The sequence below is a fragment of the Ruegeria sp. YTSA168 genome (genome assembly GCF_059610045.1).
The window spans coordinates 25,056-44,387 of sequence record NZ_JBXWMW010000001.1; the positions used below are offsets into that span (position 1 = coordinate 25,056).

The following is a 19,332-nucleotide window of genomic DNA, read 5'->3' on the forward strand; positions in this document are numbered from 1 at the left end:
GCTTAGGGCTGCTTCTGTGCGGTGTTGGCCGCATCTGCCGCAGCGGCCCCAACGGCTGCTTTTTGCTCCTCGGTCAGATTTTCAACCTCTTCCAGTCCTGGGATCGCAACGCGCACCTCGCGGCGAGCAAAGTCGATACCGTTTTCCTTGAACGATGCCTTGACCCGGTTGAAGATTTCCTTGCGCAATGTGAACTGCTTGCCCGGCTTGGCCATGAACTTGCCGCGGATGATCATGCCCACATCATCAAAGTCAAAAACGCCCTGAGACTTGAACGGCTGCAGGAAGCCATCCTTGTGGGTCTCGTCCTCCATCATCTCTGCACCGATCTTTTTGAAGATCTTCTTGACCTTGTTGGGGTCGGTATCGAAAGGCACGGTGAATTTCAGTTTCATAATGACCCAGTCGCGGCTGTAATTGGTCAGTTTCTGAATCTCACCATAGGGAATGGTGTGCACCGGCCCGCGGTGGTGGCGCAGCTGCATCGACCGGATCGAGATTTTCTCGACCGTGCCGGTTGTTCCGCCCACGTCCACATATTCGCCGACCCTGAAGGCATCATCGACCAGAAAGAAGATGCCGCCGACGATGTCGGAAACCAGTTTCTGGGCGCCGAAACCGATGGCGAGACCCAGGATACCAGCACCGGCCAGAAGCGGCGTGATATCCAGCCCCAGGGCCCCGAGTGCCAGAAGCGCGAAGATGACCGCGATCGCCACCTGCGCTGTCACACGCAGAAGCGGCAGAACGGTCGCCAGACGAGAGCCACCCGCGCCACCGCCTTCGCCGGCCTCTTCATCCGGGCTCTGCTCGGATGCGGTCATCTCTTTCGCCAGGCGGCGGTTGATCCAAAGCGAGACACCTTCGTTCAGGATGTAACCCACAGCGATGATGATAAAGAACTGGATGACACGACTGCCTTCTTCCCCGCCGCCACCAGCGATTTCACTTAGGTTCAGGTTCCAGGCACGCGCGATCATCAGGATCACGAAAATTCCCGCCACAACACGGCCAATCCGAATGTAGCTGCGCTTGGTGGATTTATACGCTCGTTCCGCTACAGGCCCATCGCCCAGCATTGGTGGCTGAAGGTGGCGGACCAAACCCCTGATCAATGTGTCTAGCGCCGGAGCGATCAACAACCAGAACATGGTCGTGAAATGAGCACCTTGCAGCAAGATAAGTCGGATCGCCGGATCGCGCTGAGCGGCAAGGAATTCCACCAGGAGCCAAATCACCGCCGATACACCGATTGCGAAGTAAGGATAGTAGTGGGCGACTTCCTCGTCGAACTTGGTGTGATCCGGGTCAGTACCCAGCATCATCTGAGATAAGCCTTCGCGCGCTTTCCATGCGATCACACCGATGTAGATGTGGGTGCCAGCATTCAACCAGAAACCGATACGTGTTTCGCCGCTTGTCACGCCGTTCAGGCCGTTGAAATGCAGCAGGAACAAAGTGAAGCCTACGAGGATCAATAGTCCGATCAAATTGCGATGCAGGAATTTCGCCCAATGGTCGTCAATATTGACCAGCCGGAATTCCGCTTTGTTTGGTGCAAGAACGAACCGTGATGCCGCGGCGCCAAGACGTGGGACCCAGATCAAATAGAACACGAACGGAGCAGCGTAGGTTATTTGCTCGGGTGTCAAAAGCCCACGGCCGGCGGCTCGAATAACAACATAGAAGACGACAAGGCCGGCGATTTCCTTGCAGAATCGGACGAAAAGATAGCTGACCGCGCCCCAAAGATCGTTTTCATCCGCGACCTCTGCTTTGGGTTGCCATTTTCGCGTGAGCAAACCAAACAATTTTTCAGCCACAAATCCAACGACCAGAACGCTGGCAATGAGACCGATCAGCAGTAACGCACCATTGCCACCAAACTTCTCGATAAAATTCTCGACTGCATGCGCCTGTGCGCTGAACAAATTCGGTATTGTGGCAATAACATGAGTCCAAGATGCGACCATCTCGGCCCAGATCTCGTTAATCTCGGTGATCGGGTCTTCGTGCTCTTCAGCGTTGGCTGCGTTTTTCTCAGCAACCGCGTCCAGACGTTCCAGCAGGATTGACCTGACCTGATCATCCGACATGCGCGCAACCATATCATCTACCTGTTCCGGTGTCAGGTCGTCTGGGATTGTCACGCTGGTCGGCGTATCCGTTGATGGGGTCCCAGGAACCTGCGCATGAAGCGGGAGGGTGAGGAACACGATTGAGGCCAGCGCCAAAATCAGGCGGAGTGGGTGAAGCATGAATTTTCCCTCGATCTTAGATATGCGATCATTTTTTTGTGATCATAGGGTGCACCTGCCTGTTTTCCCAGATTTATTCGCGCCTTGAGGGATGCAAATGCCGTCAAACCAAAAAAAAGGCCGAGCACTAAGCTCGGCCGTAGTCCAACAGGGAGGTATGAAGATGATGAGCGTTTCAGCATCACCGCCTTCGAGAGATCATTTAGGTGGCAGTTTGCAAACGTTCAAGGAATAACACCCTGTGCATTCAGCATGTCCGATATGCCATCAGCGCATATCTAGAGTTTACCCATCTTTTTCAGCTGTTTACGCTGTTCGATGATCTCGTCCTGTACAAAGTCGCGGAAGGCCGCGACGCGTTTGGAATGCCGCAACTCCTCGGGGTAGGCGAGATAGACAGGGACATCCGCGGTTTCGATATCCGCCAGAACAGGAAGCAAGTGCGGGAAGTCTTGCGTGACATAATCCGGCAGCACGCCGATCCCGAGATTGTGCAAAACACCCTGAAGCACGCCGAAATAGTTGTTCACAGTCAGCAGTGAATGTGGATTGCAGGTCATCAAATGACGCACCATTGCAGCGCTTGCGCCTACCTGCGGGGCGGCTGGGGTCTGGCAGATCAGGCGGTGATCCTTGATGTCCTCCAGCGAACTCAGCATGCCGCCATGTGTTTCAATGTATTCCTGCGTTGCATACAGCATCATCTGAACAGTCATCAGGCGCTTGCGTACCAGATCGGCCTGGCTGGGCTCTTTCATGCGAATGGCTACGTCAGCCTCGCGCATGGGCAAGTCCAGTACACGTTCTTCCAACATCAGGTCGATGTTCAGGTCGGGATATTCCTCGTAAAGCTTGGGAAGACGCGGGGCGAGCCACAATGTGCCAAAGCCAAAGGTCGTGGTGACGCGTAAAACGCCAAAAACTTCTTCTTCGCTGTCGCGGATACGGGCAGCTGCTGTATCAAGACGTTTGGACATGGCCGAGGTGGCGTCAAACAGCAACTCGCCCTGTTCGGTCAAGATCAGGCCGCGGGCATGGCGGTGAAACAGGGTTGCGTCGAGTGATTCTTCCAAAGCGCGGATTTGGCGGCTTACGGCGGATTGAGACAAATTGAGTTTGTCGCCCGCATGGGTCAGACTGCCTGCGTCTGCAACTGCGTGAAATATTCTAAGCTTGTCCCAATCCATCGCCGCAACTTTCGTTATCCTCGGGAAGACCTATATGAAATAGGTAACAAGTTCCACAAACAAACCATGAAATGCTTAGGTTTCAGTGGATAAACTCTATACAGGTCAGTAATTATGACCTAATATGCGCGAAGATAAAGCACACTGATCTGACGAAGGGAGACGTCTGATGAGTCAGCCACAGATTTCGCTGAATGACCGGTTTGATCTTGAGAAATCACCTGTTCTTTTGAACGGGACGCAGGCGCTTGTGCGGCTGATGTTGATGCAGAAGGCGCGCGATCGGCATGCGGGCTTAAATACAGCGGGTCTGGTGACCGGCTATCGTGGTTCGCCGCTAGGCGCGGTCGATCAGCAGATGATGCGCGCGCAAAAGTATCTGAACAAAAGCGATGTGACCTTTCAATTCGGATTGAACGAGGATCTGGCCGCGACCGCGCTATGGGGCAGTCAGCAGGCGGGTCTGCGTGGCGATGGCAAATTCGATGGGGTTTTTGGCCTTTGGTATGGTAAGGGCCCGGGCGTTGATCGGTCCGGCGATGTAATGCGTCACGCGAATATGGCGGGTACAGCGCAGCATGGCGGCGTGTTGATGGCCATGGGCGATGACCACACGGGCGAAAGCTCGACCGTGTTGCACCAATCGGAATGGTCTTTGGTCGATATGTATATGCCGGTGGTCAGCCCGGCGGGCGTTCAGGAAATTCTGGATTACGGCATCTATGGCTTTGCGCTTAGCCGTTTTGCGGGTGTCTGGGTCGGGTTGAAGACCATGAAAGACACGATTGAGGTCACCTCGGTTGTGGATGGCAACCCAGACAGGATGAGGTTGGTTCGCCCGGAATTTGACATGCCCGAGGGTGGGTTGAACATCCGGCTGGGCGATACACCCCATCTGCAAGAGGCACGTGTCATCGACTATAAACGCTTCGCGGCAGAGATGTTCTGCAGGGCCAACAAGCTGGACAAACGGGTTTGGGGCAAGCCCGGTGCCAAGATCGGCTTTGTCGCGGCAGGCAAAAACTGGCTGGACCTGACCCATGCGCTTTCGCTGTTGAATATCGATGAAGCCGAAGCAGTACGTCTGGGCATTACGACCTACAAGATCGGTCAAACCTTCCCGCTGGACATGACCAGTTTCCATGACTGGGCAGAGGGGCTGGACTTGATTGTGATCGTTGAAGAAAAACGAAAACTGATCGAGGTTCAGGTCAAAGAGGCCATCTTTGACGATCGTCGCGGTCGGCGGGTCTATGGCTGGTACAAAGGCGGCGCAGGGGCGTTGCATCGGGAAGAGTTGTTCCCGACCCGGGATGCGCTTGATCCGATCATGATTGCAGAGAAGTTGGGCGAAATCTTGATCGAAGAAGGCCGCGACACAGACGGTGTACGCGCAGGCCTTTCAAAACTGTCCGAGGCGCGCCGGGCTGATAATGCGCAGGAAATCGCAACGCGCCTGCCGTATTTCTGTTCGGGCTGTCCGCATAACAGCTCGACCAAAGTACCTGAGGGCAGCCGCGCTTATGCAGGCATTGGTTGTCACTACATGGTGCAGTGGATGGACCGTCAGACGACCGGTTTCACCCAGATGGGGGGTGAGGGCGCGAACTGGATCGGCGAAGCCCCGTTTTCAACCACCAAACACGTGTTCCAGAACCTGGGCGATGGGACGTATAACCATTCGGGCGTCCAGGCGATCCGCGCGGCTCTGTCGGCGGGTACGAATATGACGTTCAAAATCCTCTACAATGATGCAGTCGCCATGACCGGCGGGCAGGGGAACGAAGGCGATCTGACCGCCGAACGGATCGTGGCCGAGGTCAAGGCCATGGGCGTTCAGCATGTCGCGCTGGTCTATGACGAAAAGGAAGACGTGAATTTGGGCGCTCTGCCTGCGGGCGTGGAAAGCTTTGAACGCGCAGAGTTGATGAAGGTTCAGGACCGGTTCCGCGAGATCGAGGGTGTCTCGGTCATCGTCTATGTGCAGACCTGTGCTGCCGAGAAACGTCGCCGGCGGAAGCGGGGCGAGTTTCCGGATCCGGACAAACGTGTGTTTATCAACACCGATATCTGCGAGGGCTGCGGCGATTGCGGGGTGCAATCCAACTGCGTCTCAATCGTGCCGAAAGAGACCGAACTTGGCCGCAAACGTGCGATTGACCAATCCAGCTGTAATAAGGACTTCTCGTGCCTGAACGGGTTCTGCCCGTCATTCGTGACGCTGGAAGGTGCGAAAATCCGAAAAGAAGCCACGAAGCAGCTTGATCTACCCGATCTGCCAATGCCGAAGCTGCCCGAAATCAACGGGACCCATAACGTTGTTATCACTGGCGTCGGAGGCACCGGGGTTGTCACGCTGGGGGCTATCCTTGCTCAGGCCGCACAGATCGACGGCAAAGGGGCTGGTATGATGGAGATGGCCGGTCTTGCCCAGAAAGGCGGCGCGGTCCACATCCATTGCCGTCTGGCGAACACACCTGAGGATATTAGCGCAATACGCGTGGCCACAGGTGAGGCGCACGCGCTGATTGGCGGCGATCTGGTTGTCTCTGCCGGGGCCAAGACGCTGGGCTTGACACGGACGGGTCAAACCGGCGCTGTAGTGAACAACCACGAAACTGTAACCGGTGATTTCACCCGAGATACCGAATTCCGCATCCCCAGCGATCAGCTGGAACTGGCGTTGCAGGCACGTCTAAAGGATGGGGTGAGCCTGTTTGACGCGACCGATCTGGCAAAAACCGTTATGGGGGATTCGATCTACTCAAACATGATGGTATTCGGGGCCGCTTGGCAGCGGGGCATCTTGCCGGTTAGCCATTCGGCCATTATGGCTGCGATCGAGCTGAATGGCACAGCGGTCGAACGGAACAAACGCGCCTTTGATATCGGCCGTTGGGCGGTTCTGTTCCCAGTCGATGTTCAATCCATCCTGTCACCCTCTGTTGCTGAGATGCCAAAGACGCTGGATCAAATGATCGATTTCAGAACCCAGCACCTGACTGACTATCAATCAGCGCATCTGGCCAAACGCTACCGCAAGCTGGTCGACGACATTCAGGATGAAACGGTGCGTGAATCCGTGGCAAAAGGCTATCATAAGCTGTTGTCCTATAAGGATGAATATGAGGTCGCGCGGTTGCTGCTGAGCAGTCGTGACAAGGCCACGGCAGAGTTTGATGGCGATTTCAAAATGACCTTCCACCTGGCTCCTCCAATCCTGGGCGGGACGGATGGCAATGGCAGACCCCGCAAACGTGCCTTTGGCGAATGGATGATGGGGCCATTGAAATTGTTGGCCCGAATGAAAACGCTGCGCGGCACGCCGCTGGATATCTTTGGCTATACCTCTGAACGCCGGATGGAGCGTGCGCTGATCAAGCAATATGAAAGTGACATGAAACAGGTTCTGCCTCTTTTATCGCTGGACACGCACGACGCCATCGCAGCCTTGGCGCGTTTACCGCTGGACATCCGTGGTTTCGGCCCCGTTTTGCTGGAAAATGAGGCCAAAGCCGCAAAAAGGCGCGAAGAATTGCTGGCAATCATCCGCAGCGGAGGTCCAGAATTGCGCGCTGCGGCGGAATGAGGCGTCACAAATCTGTCACAAGAGCTAGGCAAAAGTGTCGCTTAATTTATAATGCAGGCGAAACAACGGAGTCCGTAAATGCCCTCGCGCCGCCATGTCGTTCGTGACATTTCCTATGCCCATTCTGCCGAAACCAAGGGTGGCCGAATGGTCATCAAGCTTATGGAAAACACAACTGGTCGGATCCGTCTGATCAAACGTGCGGATGGGTACGAAAAAGACGTGGCCAGCGGGCGTGACTTTTGGGCCGTCATGGTTGAACGCTACGGTCTGACCTTGGATGTCGTTGGTGGAGCGTTGTCGAACATCCCTAAAGACGGTCCGCTGATCCTGATTGCCAACCATCCCTATGGCATCCTGGACGGGTTGATGATGGGGCACATGCTGTCCGAGATGCGTGGAGATTTTCGCATCCTAGCGCATCGGGTTTTCCGTAAGGCGGAAGAGCTGAATCGCATCATCCTGCCGATCTCGTTCGACGAGACGAAAGAGGCGATGAAGCTAAACCTTGAAACCCGTAAAACCGCGCTGAACTATCTCAGCGATGGCGGGGCGATTGGCATTTTTCCGGGGGGTACGGTGAGCACGGCGGTCAACCCGTTTGCCTATCCGATGGATCCGGGCTGGCGTGGGTTCACCGCGCGGATGGTGGCCAAATCAAATGCCACCGTGGTGCCGGTATTCTTTGACGGCCACACTTCGCGCATGTTCCAGATCGCCAGCCATTTGCACAACACTTTGCGCATGGGTCTGCTGATCAAAGAGTTCAAAAAACGTGTGGATACTCCTGTCAAAGTGGTGATTGGCGAGCCCATCGGGCGTGACGTTCTGGACCCGTTGGGCAAGGATACGCGCAAGATGATGGATTTCCTGCGCAAAGCCACGTATGAGCTGTCTCCGAAGCCGTTGAAGTCTTATGACTACGGCTATGAATTCGAGGAACGGCATCGCGCCTGAAGGGGCAAATGGCAGTAGGCATCTTTGATTCCGGTTTGGGTGGTCTGACCGTCCTGAACGCCGCGCAGAAACACCTGCCGGACGTTGATTTCCTGTATTATGCGGACAGTGCGCATGCGCCTTATGGCGTGCGCGATCCCGACGATATCTATCAGCTGACCCGTAAGGCCGTGCACGACCTGTGGGATCGCGGCTGCAATCTTGTGATTCTGGCCTGCAACACCGCAAGTGCGGCGGCGCTGCGGCGGATGCAGGAGGCCGGTGTGCCCGAGGGCAAGCGCGTTCTGGGCGTCTTTGTGCCCTTGATCGAAGCCCTGACCGAACGGCAATGGGGCGACAATTCACCCCCGCGTGAAGTGGCGGTTAAGCATGTGGCGCTATTTGCCACGCCTGCGACCGTGTCCAGCCGTGCGTTTCAGCGGGAACTGGCGTTCCGGGCGATTGGTGTCGATGTCGAAGCACAGGCCTGCGGCGGTGTGGTCGATGCCATCGAAGATGGCGATATGATCCTGGCCGAAGCACTGGTGCGCAGCCATGTGGATGCGCTCAAACGCAAGATGCCAGAGCCTCAGGCCGCCATTCTGGGGTGTACACATTATCCCCTAATGGCCGAGGCTTTTCAGGCCGCATTGGGCCCGGACGTACAGGTGTTCAGCCAGGGCGACCTGGTTGCCGAAAGTCTGGCGGACTATCTGCAGCGCCACCCCAATATGCTGGGCAAGGGCGGCAGCGGGTTTCTGACCACGGGCAAGCCAGGGTTTGTTAGTGACCGCGCGACACAGTTCCTCCGACGACAAATCAAGTTCGAGGCAGCCTGACTTAGGTCAAGGCGTATCCTTTACGATATTCTGAGAATAAAGACCGTCACATCGGCGGTCACATCCTGTGACACATGTAAAGAAGAGGTCTGATATGACCCACAAAATCGCAATTCTGGGCGCTTCCGGTTACACGGGCGCTGAACTGGTGCGGCTGATCTCCGAGCACCCGAATATGGACATCGTTGCCCTGGCAGCCGAGCGCAAGGCAGGATTGTCTATGGCGCAAGTGTTCCCGCATCTGCGCCATATGGACTTGCCGGATCTTTGTAAAATCTCGGAGATCGATTTTTCTCAGATCGATCTGTGTTTTTGTGCGTTGCCGCATAAAACCAGCCAGGAGGTAATCCGGGATCTGCCGAAGGACTTAAAGATTATCGATCTGTCTGCAGATTTTCGGCTGCAGGACCCGAATGAGTACGAGAAATGGTACAGCAACCCTCACAGTGCGTTGGAACAGCAGGAAGAGGCTGTCTATGGCCTGACCGAGTTCTACAGAGACGATATCCGCGCCGCGCGACTGGTCGCTGGCACCGGTTGCAATGCGGCAACCGGCCAATATGTGCTGCGGCCGCTGATCGCCGCCGAAGTGATCGATCTGGATGATATCATTCTGGACTTGAAATGCGCAGTGTCCGGGGCAGGGCGGGCGCTGAAAGAAAACCTTTTGCATGCTGAGCTGAGCGAGGGCACAAATGCCTATGCTGTCGGGGGAACGCATCGGCATCTGGGCGAGTTCGATCAGGAGTTTTCGAAGCTTGCTGGCCGGACGGTGCACATACAGTTTACGCCCCATCTGATCCCGGCCAACCGGGGGATTCTGGCGACCACCTATGTGAAGGGCGATCCGCAGAGCGTCTATGAGACATTGGTCAAGGCCTACGCCGATGAACCCTTTGTCGAAGTGCTGTCAATGGGCGAGGCGCCATCGACCCACCATGTGCGCGGCTCGAATTTCTGCCACATAGGTGTGGTTGCGGATCGGATCGAGCGGCGCGCGATTGTTGTTGCGGCACTGGATAACCTGACAAAAGGTAGCAGTGGCCAGGCCTTGCAGAACGCCAATCTGATGTTAGGTGAGGACGAAACCAAAGGCCTGATGATGGCCCCGCTTTTCCCGTGAGGACGGTATGAAATCGCTCAAGAAACGTCGTCGGATACAGGTCATTCTGGTCGCGGTGGTGGCCTTGTTCGCCTCAACGGCGTTGATTGGATGGGCCTTGCAGGACGGAATCAATTTTTTCCGTTCCCCCAGCGATGTGATCGCCGAGCCGCCGGAACCTACGGAAGTTTTCCGGATTGGTGGTCTGGTCGAGGAAGGCTCGATCCTGCGGGGGCAGGGCGAGACTGTACGGTTTATCGTCACCGATGGTGGCGAAAGCGTGCCGGTGGCGTTCACAGGGGTTTTGCCCGATCTGTTCTCGGAAAACCAGGGGATGGTTGGTACGGGTCGCTATGTGAACGGTGTGTTCGAAGCGACTGAAATCCTTGCCAAACATGACGAGACCTATATGCCGAAAGAGGTGATGGACGCGCTGAAAGAACAAGGCGTTTATCAAGATCCCAGTGACAGCTGAACGCAGCGCTGCTGCGTGCCTCCGGCGGAGGTATTTTTGAACAGAAGAACAAAGGGTGTTGCGCGTAGCGGGCGGGTAGCGCCCTGTGTCGTTTGGGGATATTAAGTTTACTGCCGGACCGTTTCACCTGACAGAGCATTCAGGGGACGACATGCAGACGGTTCTGGAGATAGCGACAGAGATTGTGGCGCGGGAAGGCGGATTTGTGGATGATCCGGATGATCTCGGTGGCGCGACGAATTTTGGTGTGACCATTCACACCATGCGACGACTGGGGCTTGATCTGACAGGTGACGGTCAGATTGACACAGGTGATGTGCGCGCGCTCAGCAAGCAGCAAGCGATTGACATCTTTGTACGGCATTACTTTGAAAAACCTCGGATTTCAGCATTACCTGCCGTACTGCACGCATCGGTTTTTGACATGTATGTCAATGCGGGCAGCCAGGCCGTGAAGATCCTGCAGCGTTTGTTGCGCGAGATGAGGTTTGACGTTGCAGTGGACGGTGTCATCGGGCCGCAGACGATGCGCGCCTGTGCGCAGGCAGCGATACCGGGTGAGGTTGCCTTGCGCGATGCCTATGGGGTGGCGCGGCGGAACTATTACTTTCGTTTGGCAGATCGCAGACCCGCCTCGCGCAAATATGCGCGCAGCCGTGCGGGTGGCAAAGGGGGCTGGATCAAACGGGCCGAGGAATTTTTGTCGCCAAAATACCACCTGAGCGCGGCGCAGTTTCAAAAGAGGGTCGCGGCATGGGGCTGATATCGGGCATCCTGGGTTTTCTGTTTGGTGGCGGGCGAAATGTTGTGCGTGAAACGGCCGAGGTTTTTCGGGAAAACGCCGAAGAGGGTGCGCAGCGGGCATTGACGGTTCAAAGCCAGGCGATGGCGCAATTCGGGGCCGAGTTTCAGGTGCCGCGCAAGGGCGCGTTTGACCGGTTCATGGATGGTTTGAACCGTTTGCCCCGCCCGGCGCTGGCTTTGGGGACGTTGGGCTTGTTCGTGGCTGCGATGATCGATCCCTTATGGTTTGCGGCCCGAATGCAGGGCATTGCGCTGGTGCCGGAACCGCTATGGTGGCTATTGGGTGTGATCGTTTCATTTTACTTCGGCGCGCGTCATCAGGCCAAGGCGCAGGAGTTACAGCGCGAGATTTCTGATACGATGATACGAGCGCCCAAGGTGCTGGCCAATTTGCGTAGTCTGGCGCAGATGCGTAGTGACAGCCCAGGTATCGCCGATCCGGGCCCGGATGCGGGTTTGCAGATCGAGGTCACACAAGCGGATGACAATCCGGCATTGACCGAATGGCAGCGACTGCAGCGCGCCTGAGCCGCGACACTATGTGCAGAAGAAATAGGCGAAAGTGATTGGCGAACCGCCTGCTTGAGGGATATATCCCGAAGCATGATTACAGAGCTCGGTCACTTCGCCCTCATCCTCGCTTTTATGATCGCGATCGTGCAAAGCGTGGTGCCCCTGATCGGGGCAGCAAAACGCTGGACCGGTTGGATGGTCTTCGCCGAACCTGCGGCGATTTCGCAGTTTTTGCTGACGGCGTTGTCTTTCGGTGCGCTGGTCTGGGCGTTTACGACGTCGGACTTCTCGCTTCGGATCGTGGTGGAAAACAGCCATTCGGCGAAACCGATGATCTACAAGATCAGCGGGACCTGGGGCAATCACGAAGGCTCGATGCTGTTATGGGTTCTGATCGTGACCTTATTCGGCGCCATGGCCGCGCTGTTTGGCGGAGGGCTTCCACCAACCTTGAAAGCGCGGGTTCTGGCGGTGCAATCGGCTGTCGCCGTGGCGTTTTTTGCCTTTATTCTCTTCACGTCGAACCCGTTTGACAGGTTGGCCGTGGCGCCGTTCGATGGGCGCGATCTAAATCCGCTGCTGCAGGATCCCGGCTTGGCGTTTCACCCGCCGTTCCTGTATCTGGGATATGTGGGCCTGAGCATGGCGTTCAGCTTTGCCGTTGCAGCGTTGATCGAAGGCCGTGTCGATGCAGCCTGGGGCCGGTGGGTGCGGCCCTGGACACTGGCAGCCTGGGTGTTTCTGACCATCGGCATCGCACTTGGGTCCTGGTGGGCCTATTACGAGCTTGGCTGGGGCGGGTTCTGGTTCTGGGACCCGGTCGAAAACGCTTCGTTCATGCCGTGGTTGCTTGCAGCCGCATTGCTGCATTCGGCCATCGTTGTTGAAAAGCGTGAGGCGTTGAAAAGCTGGACCATCCTTTTGGCGATCATCGCCTTCGGCTTTTCGCTGATCGGGACATTCATTGTACGTTCGGGTCTTTTGACCTCGGTACACGCCTTTGCCACTGACCCAGAGCGGGGCGTGTTCATCCTGATGATCCTTGTCTTCTTTATTGGCGGCGCACTGACCTTGTTTGCGGCCCGCGCTCAGACGATGGAAGCCAAGGGTGTGTTTGGCGTTGTCAGTCGCGAAAGCGCACTGGTGGTGAACAATGTCCTGCTGGCAGTCAGCTGTTTTGTCGTCTTCGTGGGAACGATGTGGCCGATGGTGGCCGAGATGATGTTTGACCGGACACTTTCGGTCGGGCCGCCCTTCTTCAACTTTGCCTTCACGCCATTCATGGTTCTGCTGGGTCTGGTTCTGCCGATCGGGTCACTGCTGCCTTGGAAGCGCGGCAAGCTTGGGAAAACCGCCTGGTCGTTGCGCTATGCGTTTCTGCTGGCGCTGGCCGTGGCGCTTTTGGTTTGGGCCATGCAGACGGGGCGCAGTGCGCTGGGGCCGGTCGGGCTATTTCTTGGGGTCTGGATTACCTGCGGCGCGATCCTTGATCTTTGGAGCCGAACTGGCCGCAAAGGCAGCTTCAGACGGCTGTTCCGTCTGCCCGGTGCGGATTGGGGCAAGGCCGTTGCCCATACCGGCTTGGGTGTCACGATCTTTGCGATTGCCGGTCTGACCGCGTGGGAGGTTGAAGACATCCGTGTTGCTCAGCCCGGAGCACCCTTTGAGGTTGGACAGTTTACTTTGACGTTGGAAGATGTGCGGCGTGTACAAGGGCCGAACTATTTCTCGACCACCGCTGATGTTTCAGTCGAGACAAACGGGCGGTCATTGGGGATGCTGCATCCTGAAAAGCGGGACTATCCCGTCGCACGTATGCCCACGACCGAAGCCGCGATTGACTATCGCATTCTTCGGGACCTCTATGTGGTGATCGGGGATCAACAGGCCGATGGGGGCTGGGTCGTGCGGACCTATATCAAACCGTTCGCCAATTGGATTTGGGCAGGATGTATCATGATGGCGCTGGGAGGTGTTCTCAGCCTGTGCGATCGCCGTTTCCGTGTCGCTGCCGGCGCGCGTAAAACGCCAGCGGCCGGGGTGCCGGCGGAATGAAACGCCTGATCCTGATCATGATGCTGTTGGCCGCCCCGGCATATGCTGTGCAGCCTGACGAAGTCCTGGACGATCCGGTACTTGAGCAGCGGGCGCGTGATCTGAGCGCCGAATTGCGGTGTCTGGTGTGCCGGAACGAAAGCATTGATGAAAGCAATGCAGACCTTGCCCGCGATCTACGCCTTTTGGTGCGCGAACGGCTGGTTGCCGGGGATAGCGACGAAGAAGCGATGGCCTTCATCGTCGACCGCTATGGCGAATATGTGCTTCTTCGCCCACGGCTTTCGGGTTCGAACCTGATGTTGTGGCTTGCCGGCCCGATCATGCTGCTGATCGCGGCAGGCATGGGTTGGAACTTTGTGCGCAACCGCTCGAAAGCCCATGCCTCCGAGGTCAGCGATACCCTCAGCGATGAGGAAAAAGAGCGGCTTAACAAGATTCTCAGCGACTGACGTTCGGTTCTACTTTCCCTTGCGATGTGAATAGTTCAGGTTTCGCAAAATCTGGCGTGAGGAGAGACTTTATATGAACTACGAAACGATCCTGTTGGATATCACGGACGGTCTGGCTGTTCTGACATTCAACCGCCCGGACAAAATGAACGCACTGACCACGCAGATGCGGGCCGAGATTACACATGCGATGAAAGAGGCCGCTCGCAATGCGCGCTGCGTGGTGCTGACCGGGGCTGGACTGGCTTTTTGCTCGGGACAGGATCTGGGCGACGCCTCATCAACCGGAAAGATCGACTTGGAACGGTCCTTGCGCGACGAATATGAGCCGATGCTCGACTCGATCCACGATTGCCCGGTGCCGACCATTGCGGCAGTGAACGGCGCGGCTGCGGGGGCAGGGGCGAACCTGGCCTTATGCGCCGATGTGGTGATCGCAACCGAAAGCGCCTATTTCCTGCAGGCCTTTGCCCGGATCGGGCTGTTGCCGGATGCCGGTGGCACTTGGTTCATGCCGCGCCAGATGGGTTTGTCCAAGGCGATGGGCGCAGCGCTTTTTGCTGAAAAGATCAGTGCCCGTCAGGCCGATGATTGGGGCCTGATCTGGGAAGCGGTCGCCGATGACGATTTCGCCGCGCATTGGCGCAAGCGCGCCGAGTATCTGGCAAATGGCCCAACGGCTGGATTTGCAGCCATAAAAACGGCGCTGCGCGGCACCTATGAAAACACGCTGACGCAGCAGTTGAAGACCGAGGCGAGCCTTCAGGGAGACTGCGGGCGCTCGCGTGACTTTGCCGAAGGTGTCGTAGCCTTTCTGGAAAAGCGCCCCGCCAAGTTCGAGGGGCGCTGAGCGCGATCAGGCCCGGCGGCGCCGACGCGTGCGCCGTTCCGGGGCTGTGTCTTCTCCGGTGCCGTCGGAGGCCGACGAAAATGGCCCCAACGCATCAGCGATCTGATCCAGCGTTGGGCGCTCGGCCCGTGCGGTTGTGTCCAACGCCTCGCGCATTTTCTCGACATGGGCAGGCATTGTGCCACAGCAACCACCGATGATCTTCGCACCTGCATCCCGCGCCATGACGGCGTATTGGGCCATCAGATCGGGCGTTCCGTCATACTTGATGCTGCCATCGACATATTTCGGGATGCCTGCATTGCCTTTCGACACCAGCGGGCGTTGTGTGCCCTGTGCGACAAAGCCCAGAACGGTACGCATGATATCCGATGAGCCGGTGCCGCAATTGGCACCAAAGGCCAGTGGCGGGTTCTCAAAAGTTTCGACCAGTTGTGCCAGATCGGCCGAGGTTACGCCCATCATCGTGCGACCGGCGGTATCAAAGCTCATGGTGCCGCACCATGGCATGTCGGCCAGAGCAAACGCCTCGGCCGCGGCGCGGAACTCTTCGGGGGCGCTGATGGTCTCGACCCACAGGACGTCTGCGCCGCCTTCTTTCAATGCGGCGGCCTGTTCGTGGAACATCTCGACCGCGTCGCTGTGCGACAGGCTGCCGACCGGCTCCATGATCTCGCCCGTGGGCCCGACAGAACCGGCCACAATAACGGTGCGCCCGGACGCATCGGCCACTTCGCGGCCAAGCTCGGCCCCGATCCGGTTCAGCTCGGTCACGCGGTTCTGCGCATCATGCAGTTTCAAACGCGCTGCTGTTCCGCCGAATGTGTTGGTCAGGAACAGATCGCTGCCAGCATCGACCCAGCCCTGATACAAAGCCCGGATCTTGTCAGGCGAATCCACATTCCACAGTTCAGGCGCATCACCCGATTGCAGCCCCATGTTGAACAGGTTGGTCCCCGTCGCACCGTCGGCCAGAATTACATCAGCGGTGTTCAGCAGGTCAGTCAGCGCATTTGTCATGAAAAAAGCCCGAAAACTGGCGCAAAGCGCCATTGTGAATAACAGACGCCCCGTGTCACATGACCGGGGCGTCAAATCAAATTCATAATACTCATGAAGATCATGAGTGGCGCTGCAAAGAGACTTAGATGTCGGCCTCGGCCATCACCTGTTCTTTGGCTTCGACCAGAAGTTCCGCCATCTTCGCACGAATTTTGGCTTCATCGGCAAGATCGCCCAAGTAGCTTTTGACTGCATTGACGACGTCATCTTCGTTGACGTGCTTCAGGTCGGTTTGGACCAGTTCCTGACCGTATTTGCGCGCCTGTTCTACGGTTTCGCCCTTCAGGGTCGAGGCCCAGACAGCCATGAACCGGTTGCGGCGCATACGGGCGATGAATTGCATTTTTTCGTCATGCGCAAATTTCGTTTCAAACGCATTTTCACGTTCGTCAAAGGTGGTCATGAGACAGGGACCTCTTGGGTTGCGATTACTCTGATGATGATATGACCATACGGCAGCACGGGTGCAAGGGATTTGCGCTGTGTCAAAGTCTCGCTGCCTTGCAAACTTGCGGGGAAGGGGGGCATGGACTATGAGGGCGCCAACCGGCGGGACTCATTCCCACTGCTCAGACTGGAAAGGTCGCTTATGGCGCGTCGCAAGAAAATCTACGAAGGCAAAGCCAAGATTCTGTATGAAGGTCCCGAACCGGGCACAATCGTGCAGTATTTCAAAGATGACGCCACCGCGTTCAATGCGGAAAAGAAAGACGTGATTGACGGCAAGGGCGTTCTGAACAACCGCCTGTCTGAATTCTTCATGAACGGCCTGAACCAAATCGGCGTGCCGACCCATTTCATCCGTCGCCTGAACATGCGGGAACAGCTGGTGCGCAATTGCGAAATCGTGCCGCTGGAAATCATCGTGCGCAACTATGCGGCCGGGACGATGTCCAAACGTCTGGGCATTGCCGAAGGCACGCAGTTGCCGCGCCCGATTGTCGAATATTGCTACAAAGATGATGCTCTGGGCGATCCTTTGGTCACCGAGGAACATATCGCCGCCTTTGGCTGGGCCAGCCAGCAGGATATGGACGATATCCTTAGCCTTGCCCTGCGCGTGAACGATTTCATGAGCGGTGTCATGATGGCCGTTGGAATTCGCCTGATTGACTTCAAGATCGAGATCGGCCGCGTCTTTGATGGCGACTATCAGCGCCTGATCGTCGCCGATGAGATCAGCCCCGACAGTTGCCGCCTATGGGACATCGAAACCGGCCAGAAACTGGACAAGGACGTCTTCCGGCGCGATCTGGGCAATCTGACAGACGCCTATTCCGAGGTCGCGCGTCGTTTGGGCGTTCTTCCCAAAAGCAATGTGACCAAGCCGACGCTGATCAACTAGGCGATACTGGTCTGAATTCCGTGAGAGCGCCGCTGATCCTGAGCGGCGCTTTTTCTTTCCAGAGAGTTTGACAGCTTATGCGTTCCTGATCATGTTTGGATCTAAGCAGCCAAATTGCTTGCGGTCGGGGTGATCTAACGAATGACGGAATTGTTTGATCAGGCAGTTTTCCTGAAGTTTTTGGCCGCTGTGCTGGCGATTTTCAACCCTCTCTACAATATCCCGATCTTTCTGAGCATGACCAAGACCTGTTCTGCATCGGAACGGCGTCATGTTGCGATTGTTGTGATGATTTCTGTCACGATAATTGCGTTAGCCGCTGTGCTGATAGGCGAAGAAATTCTTGGGGTTTTTGGCATAGATGTGCCGTCTTTTCGGATCGCGGGCGGTATCATCATTTTCGGAATAGGTATGTCGATGCTGAAATCCGAGGATCGCGCGCCAGGGGATCAGGCCGCCGTAGCGGACGGACATCAAAGAAAGCTGAATTTCGCGGTTGTTCCACTGGCGATCCCTTTGACCATTGGTCCCGGCACGATTGCGATAACCATTGTGTTTTCTCATCAGTTGTCTGACGGCGCGGAAATCCTGACGCTGGGTGCTGCGATATTGATTGCCTGTGCAATTGTCGGGTTGGGATTGTTGTTCGCGGATCAAATCTCGCGCCTTGTAGGCGAGACGATGATCAACGTTGTGACCCGTATCATGGCGATATTGTTGGTGGCCGTTGCAGTCGAAATGGTTTTGACCGGCACATTCCATGCGATTGATGCGCATTATCCTGCTTTATCCAAGGGCGACGGCTAGGAAACCACCTGCGGCAAACTGCGGATCATACAGGGTTGTTCAACGCACCCAACCACGCTATCCCCCGCGCAACGGAATAGGGCCGGCCAGCGGCCCCCAGGTGGAGTTGCGAAAATGAAAGCACGGGTGCATGTGATGCTCAAGAATGGGGTGCTTGACCCTCAGGGTGAGGCGGTACGGCACGCACTAGGCGCCATGGGCTTTGATCAGGTCGAAGGTGTTCGGCAAGGCAAGGTGATCGATCTGGAGCTTGCAGAGGGCGCGACCGAAGCGGATGTGACCGAGATGTGTGAAAAGCTGTTGGCCAATACGGTCATCGAGCGTTACGAGATCGAACTGGTCTGATCCAGACCCAGCAGGAGGGTTCGCCATGCGCGCTGCCGTTATCGTCTTCCCCGGATCGAATTGCGACCGGGATCTTGCCGTGGCTTTCAAGCAAGCCGGTTTTCAGGTCGATATGGTCTGGCACAAAGATGCGACGCTGCCGGACGGCGTTGATATCGTCGGTGTTCCGGGCGGATTTTCCTATGGCGACTATCTGCGCTGCGGAGCCATCGCGGCCCAGTCGCCGATCTGTCAGGCGGTGGTCGATCATACCAAACGCGGCGGGTATGCAATGGGGGTCTGCAATGGATTCCAGATTCTCACCGAAACCGGCATTCTGCCAGGAGCATTGCTGCGGAATGCGGGCCTGAAGTACATCTGCAAGACGGTGGGCCTGAAGGTTGAAACCAGCAGCAGCCCGTTTACCGAAGGCTACAACGCAGGTGACGTGATCGGAATCCCGATTGCCCATCATGACGGCAACTATTTCGCCGATGACGATACATTGTCCACGCTGCGGGACCAGGACCGCGTTGCGTTCACCTATACCGAGAATCCGAATGGTTCGGTCGGGGATATCGCTGGCATCCTGTCGGAAAATCGTCGCGTTCTCGGGATGATGCCGCATCCGGAACGGGCCGCGGATCAGGGGCATGGTGGCACCGACGGTACGGCATTGTTCCGCGCATTGTCGGGCGTTCTGTCGCCAGCGTGACTTGAGGTCAGATCATAGC

The 19,332-nt window shown here is 56.7% G+C and carries 18 protein-coding genes; 14 read left to right on the forward strand and 4 right to left on the reverse strand.

Annotated elements, in window-relative coordinates; all coding sequences use genetic code 11:
* Positions 1 to 2: 2 nt before the first annotated feature.
* The gene (locus AC2FFE_RS00130) at positions 3 to 2,258 is read right to left on the reverse strand and encodes a mechanosensitive ion channel family protein (protein WP_496818327.1); all 2,256 of its coding nucleotides are present in this window, start codon (positions 2,256 to 2,258) and stop codon (positions 3 to 5) included.
* Between the two features lie 278 nt (positions 2,259 to 2,536).
* Entirely contained in the window at positions 2,537 to 3,445 is a 909-nt protein-coding gene (locus tag AC2FFE_RS00135) for a LysR family transcriptional regulator (protein WP_496818328.1), read from the reverse strand.
* A 169-nt stretch (positions 3,446 to 3,614) separates the two neighbouring features.
* Here AC2FFE_RS00135 and AC2FFE_RS00140 point away from each other — a divergent pair, with 169 nt between their 5' ends.
* The 10 genes from AC2FFE_RS00140 to AC2FFE_RS00185 all read left to right on the forward strand — a co-directional run bounded on the left by AC2FFE_RS00140 (position 3,615) and on the right by AC2FFE_RS00185 (position 15,060).
* Positions 3,615 to 7,034: an indolepyruvate ferredoxin oxidoreductase family protein gene (locus AC2FFE_RS00140; protein ID WP_496845545.1), complete on the forward strand. Its 3,420-nt coding sequence runs from the start codon at positions 3,615 to 3,617 to the stop codon at positions 7,032 to 7,034.
* Between the two features lie 78 nt (positions 7,035 to 7,112).
* On the forward strand, positions 7,113 to 7,991 hold the full coding sequence (locus tag AC2FFE_RS00145) for a lysophospholipid acyltransferase family protein (protein ID WP_496845546.1): 879 nt from the start codon (positions 7,113 to 7,115) through the stop codon (positions 7,989 to 7,991).
* Between the two features lie 8 nt (positions 7,992 to 7,999).
* Positions 8,000 to 8,809, forward strand: coding sequence for a glutamate racemase (locus tag AC2FFE_RS00150; protein ID WP_496818331.1), 810 nt, complete (start codon positions 8,000 to 8,002; stop codon positions 8,807 to 8,809).
* A gap of 94 nt (positions 8,810 to 8,903) precedes the next feature.
* On the forward strand, positions 8,904 to 9,932 hold the full coding sequence (gene argC / locus AC2FFE_RS00155; protein ID WP_496845547.1) for an N-acetyl-gamma-glutamyl-phosphate reductase: 1,029 nt from the start codon (positions 8,904 to 8,906) through the stop codon (positions 9,930 to 9,932).
* A 7-nt stretch (positions 9,933 to 9,939) separates the two neighbouring features.
* A complete protein-coding gene (ccmE, locus tag AC2FFE_RS00160; RefSeq protein WP_496845548.1) occupies positions 9,940 to 10,386 on the forward strand; it encodes a cytochrome c maturation protein CcmE in 447 nt (148 codons plus the stop codon).
* Positions 10,387 to 10,537: 151 nt separating this feature from the next.
* A complete protein-coding gene (locus tag AC2FFE_RS00165; RefSeq protein ID WP_496845549.1) occupies positions 10,538 to 11,149 on the forward strand; it encodes a holin-associated N-acetylmuramidase in 612 nt (203 codons plus the stop codon).
* A complete protein-coding gene (locus AC2FFE_RS00170) occupies positions 11,140 to 11,718 on the forward strand; it encodes a holin family protein (protein WP_496845550.1) in 579 nt (192 codons plus the stop codon). The genes AC2FFE_RS00165 and AC2FFE_RS00170 overlap by 10 nt, the downstream gene beginning before the upstream one ends.
* Positions 11,719 to 11,793: 75 nt before the next feature.
* Positions 11,794 to 13,758 (forward strand): heme lyase CcmF/NrfE family subunit, encoded by a 1,965-nt coding sequence (locus AC2FFE_RS00175; RefSeq protein ID WP_496818336.1) that lies wholly within the window; start codon positions 11,794 to 11,796, stop codon positions 13,756 to 13,758.
* A complete protein-coding gene (locus AC2FFE_RS00180) occupies positions 13,755 to 14,210 on the forward strand; it encodes a cytochrome c-type biogenesis protein (protein ID WP_496818337.1) in 456 nt (151 codons plus the stop codon). Before AC2FFE_RS00175 ends, AC2FFE_RS00180 begins: the two co-directional genes overlap by 4 nt.
* Positions 14,211 to 14,283: 73 nt before the next feature.
* Positions 14,284 to 15,060 carry an enoyl-CoA hydratase-related protein gene (locus tag AC2FFE_RS00185; protein ID WP_496845551.1) on the forward strand — a complete coding sequence of 259 codons (777 nt, stop codon included), beginning with the start codon at positions 14,284 to 14,286 and terminating at the stop codon, positions 15,058 to 15,060.
* A 6-nt stretch (positions 15,061 to 15,066) separates the two neighbouring features.
* On the opposite strand, the gene bmt is transcribed toward AC2FFE_RS00185, so the two are convergent.
* Complete coding sequence (gene bmt / locus AC2FFE_RS00190; protein ID WP_496845552.1) at positions 15,067 to 16,080, reverse strand: betaine--homocysteine S-methyltransferase; 1,014 nt, start codon at positions 16,078 to 16,080, stop codon at positions 15,067 to 15,069.
* A 124-nt stretch (positions 16,081 to 16,204) separates the two neighbouring features.
* Positions 16,205 to 16,525: a DUF1476 domain-containing protein gene (locus AC2FFE_RS00195; RefSeq protein WP_480549341.1), complete on the reverse strand. Its 321-nt coding sequence runs from the start codon at positions 16,523 to 16,525 to the stop codon at positions 16,205 to 16,207.
* A 186-nt stretch (positions 16,526 to 16,711) separates the two neighbouring features.
* On the opposite strand from AC2FFE_RS00195, the gene purC reads away from it, so the two are divergent.
* The 4 genes from purC to purQ all read left to right on the forward strand — a co-directional run bounded on the left by purC (position 16,712) and on the right by purQ (position 19,313).
* Positions 16,712 to 17,467 carry a phosphoribosylaminoimidazolesuccinocarboxamide synthase gene (gene purC / locus AC2FFE_RS00200; RefSeq protein WP_480498424.1) on the forward strand — a complete coding sequence of 252 codons (756 nt, stop codon included), beginning with the start codon at positions 16,712 to 16,714 and terminating at the stop codon, positions 17,465 to 17,467.
* 141 nt (positions 17,468 to 17,608) lie between these two features.
* The gene (locus tag AC2FFE_RS00205) at positions 17,609 to 18,274 is read left to right on the forward strand and encodes a MarC family protein (protein WP_496818340.1); all 666 of its coding nucleotides are present in this window, start codon (positions 17,609 to 17,611) and stop codon (positions 18,272 to 18,274) included.
* 114 nt (positions 18,275 to 18,388) lie between these two features.
* The gene (purS, locus tag AC2FFE_RS00210; RefSeq protein WP_170374301.1) at positions 18,389 to 18,619 is read left to right on the forward strand and encodes a phosphoribosylformylglycinamidine synthase subunit PurS; all 231 of its coding nucleotides are present in this window, start codon (positions 18,389 to 18,391) and stop codon (positions 18,617 to 18,619) included.
* A gap of 25 nt (positions 18,620 to 18,644) precedes the next feature.
* The gene (gene purQ, locus AC2FFE_RS00215) at positions 18,645 to 19,313 is read left to right on the forward strand and encodes a phosphoribosylformylglycinamidine synthase subunit PurQ (protein WP_353007408.1); all 669 of its coding nucleotides are present in this window, start codon (positions 18,645 to 18,647) and stop codon (positions 19,311 to 19,313) included.
* Positions 19,314 to 19,332 lie beyond the last annotated feature (19 nt).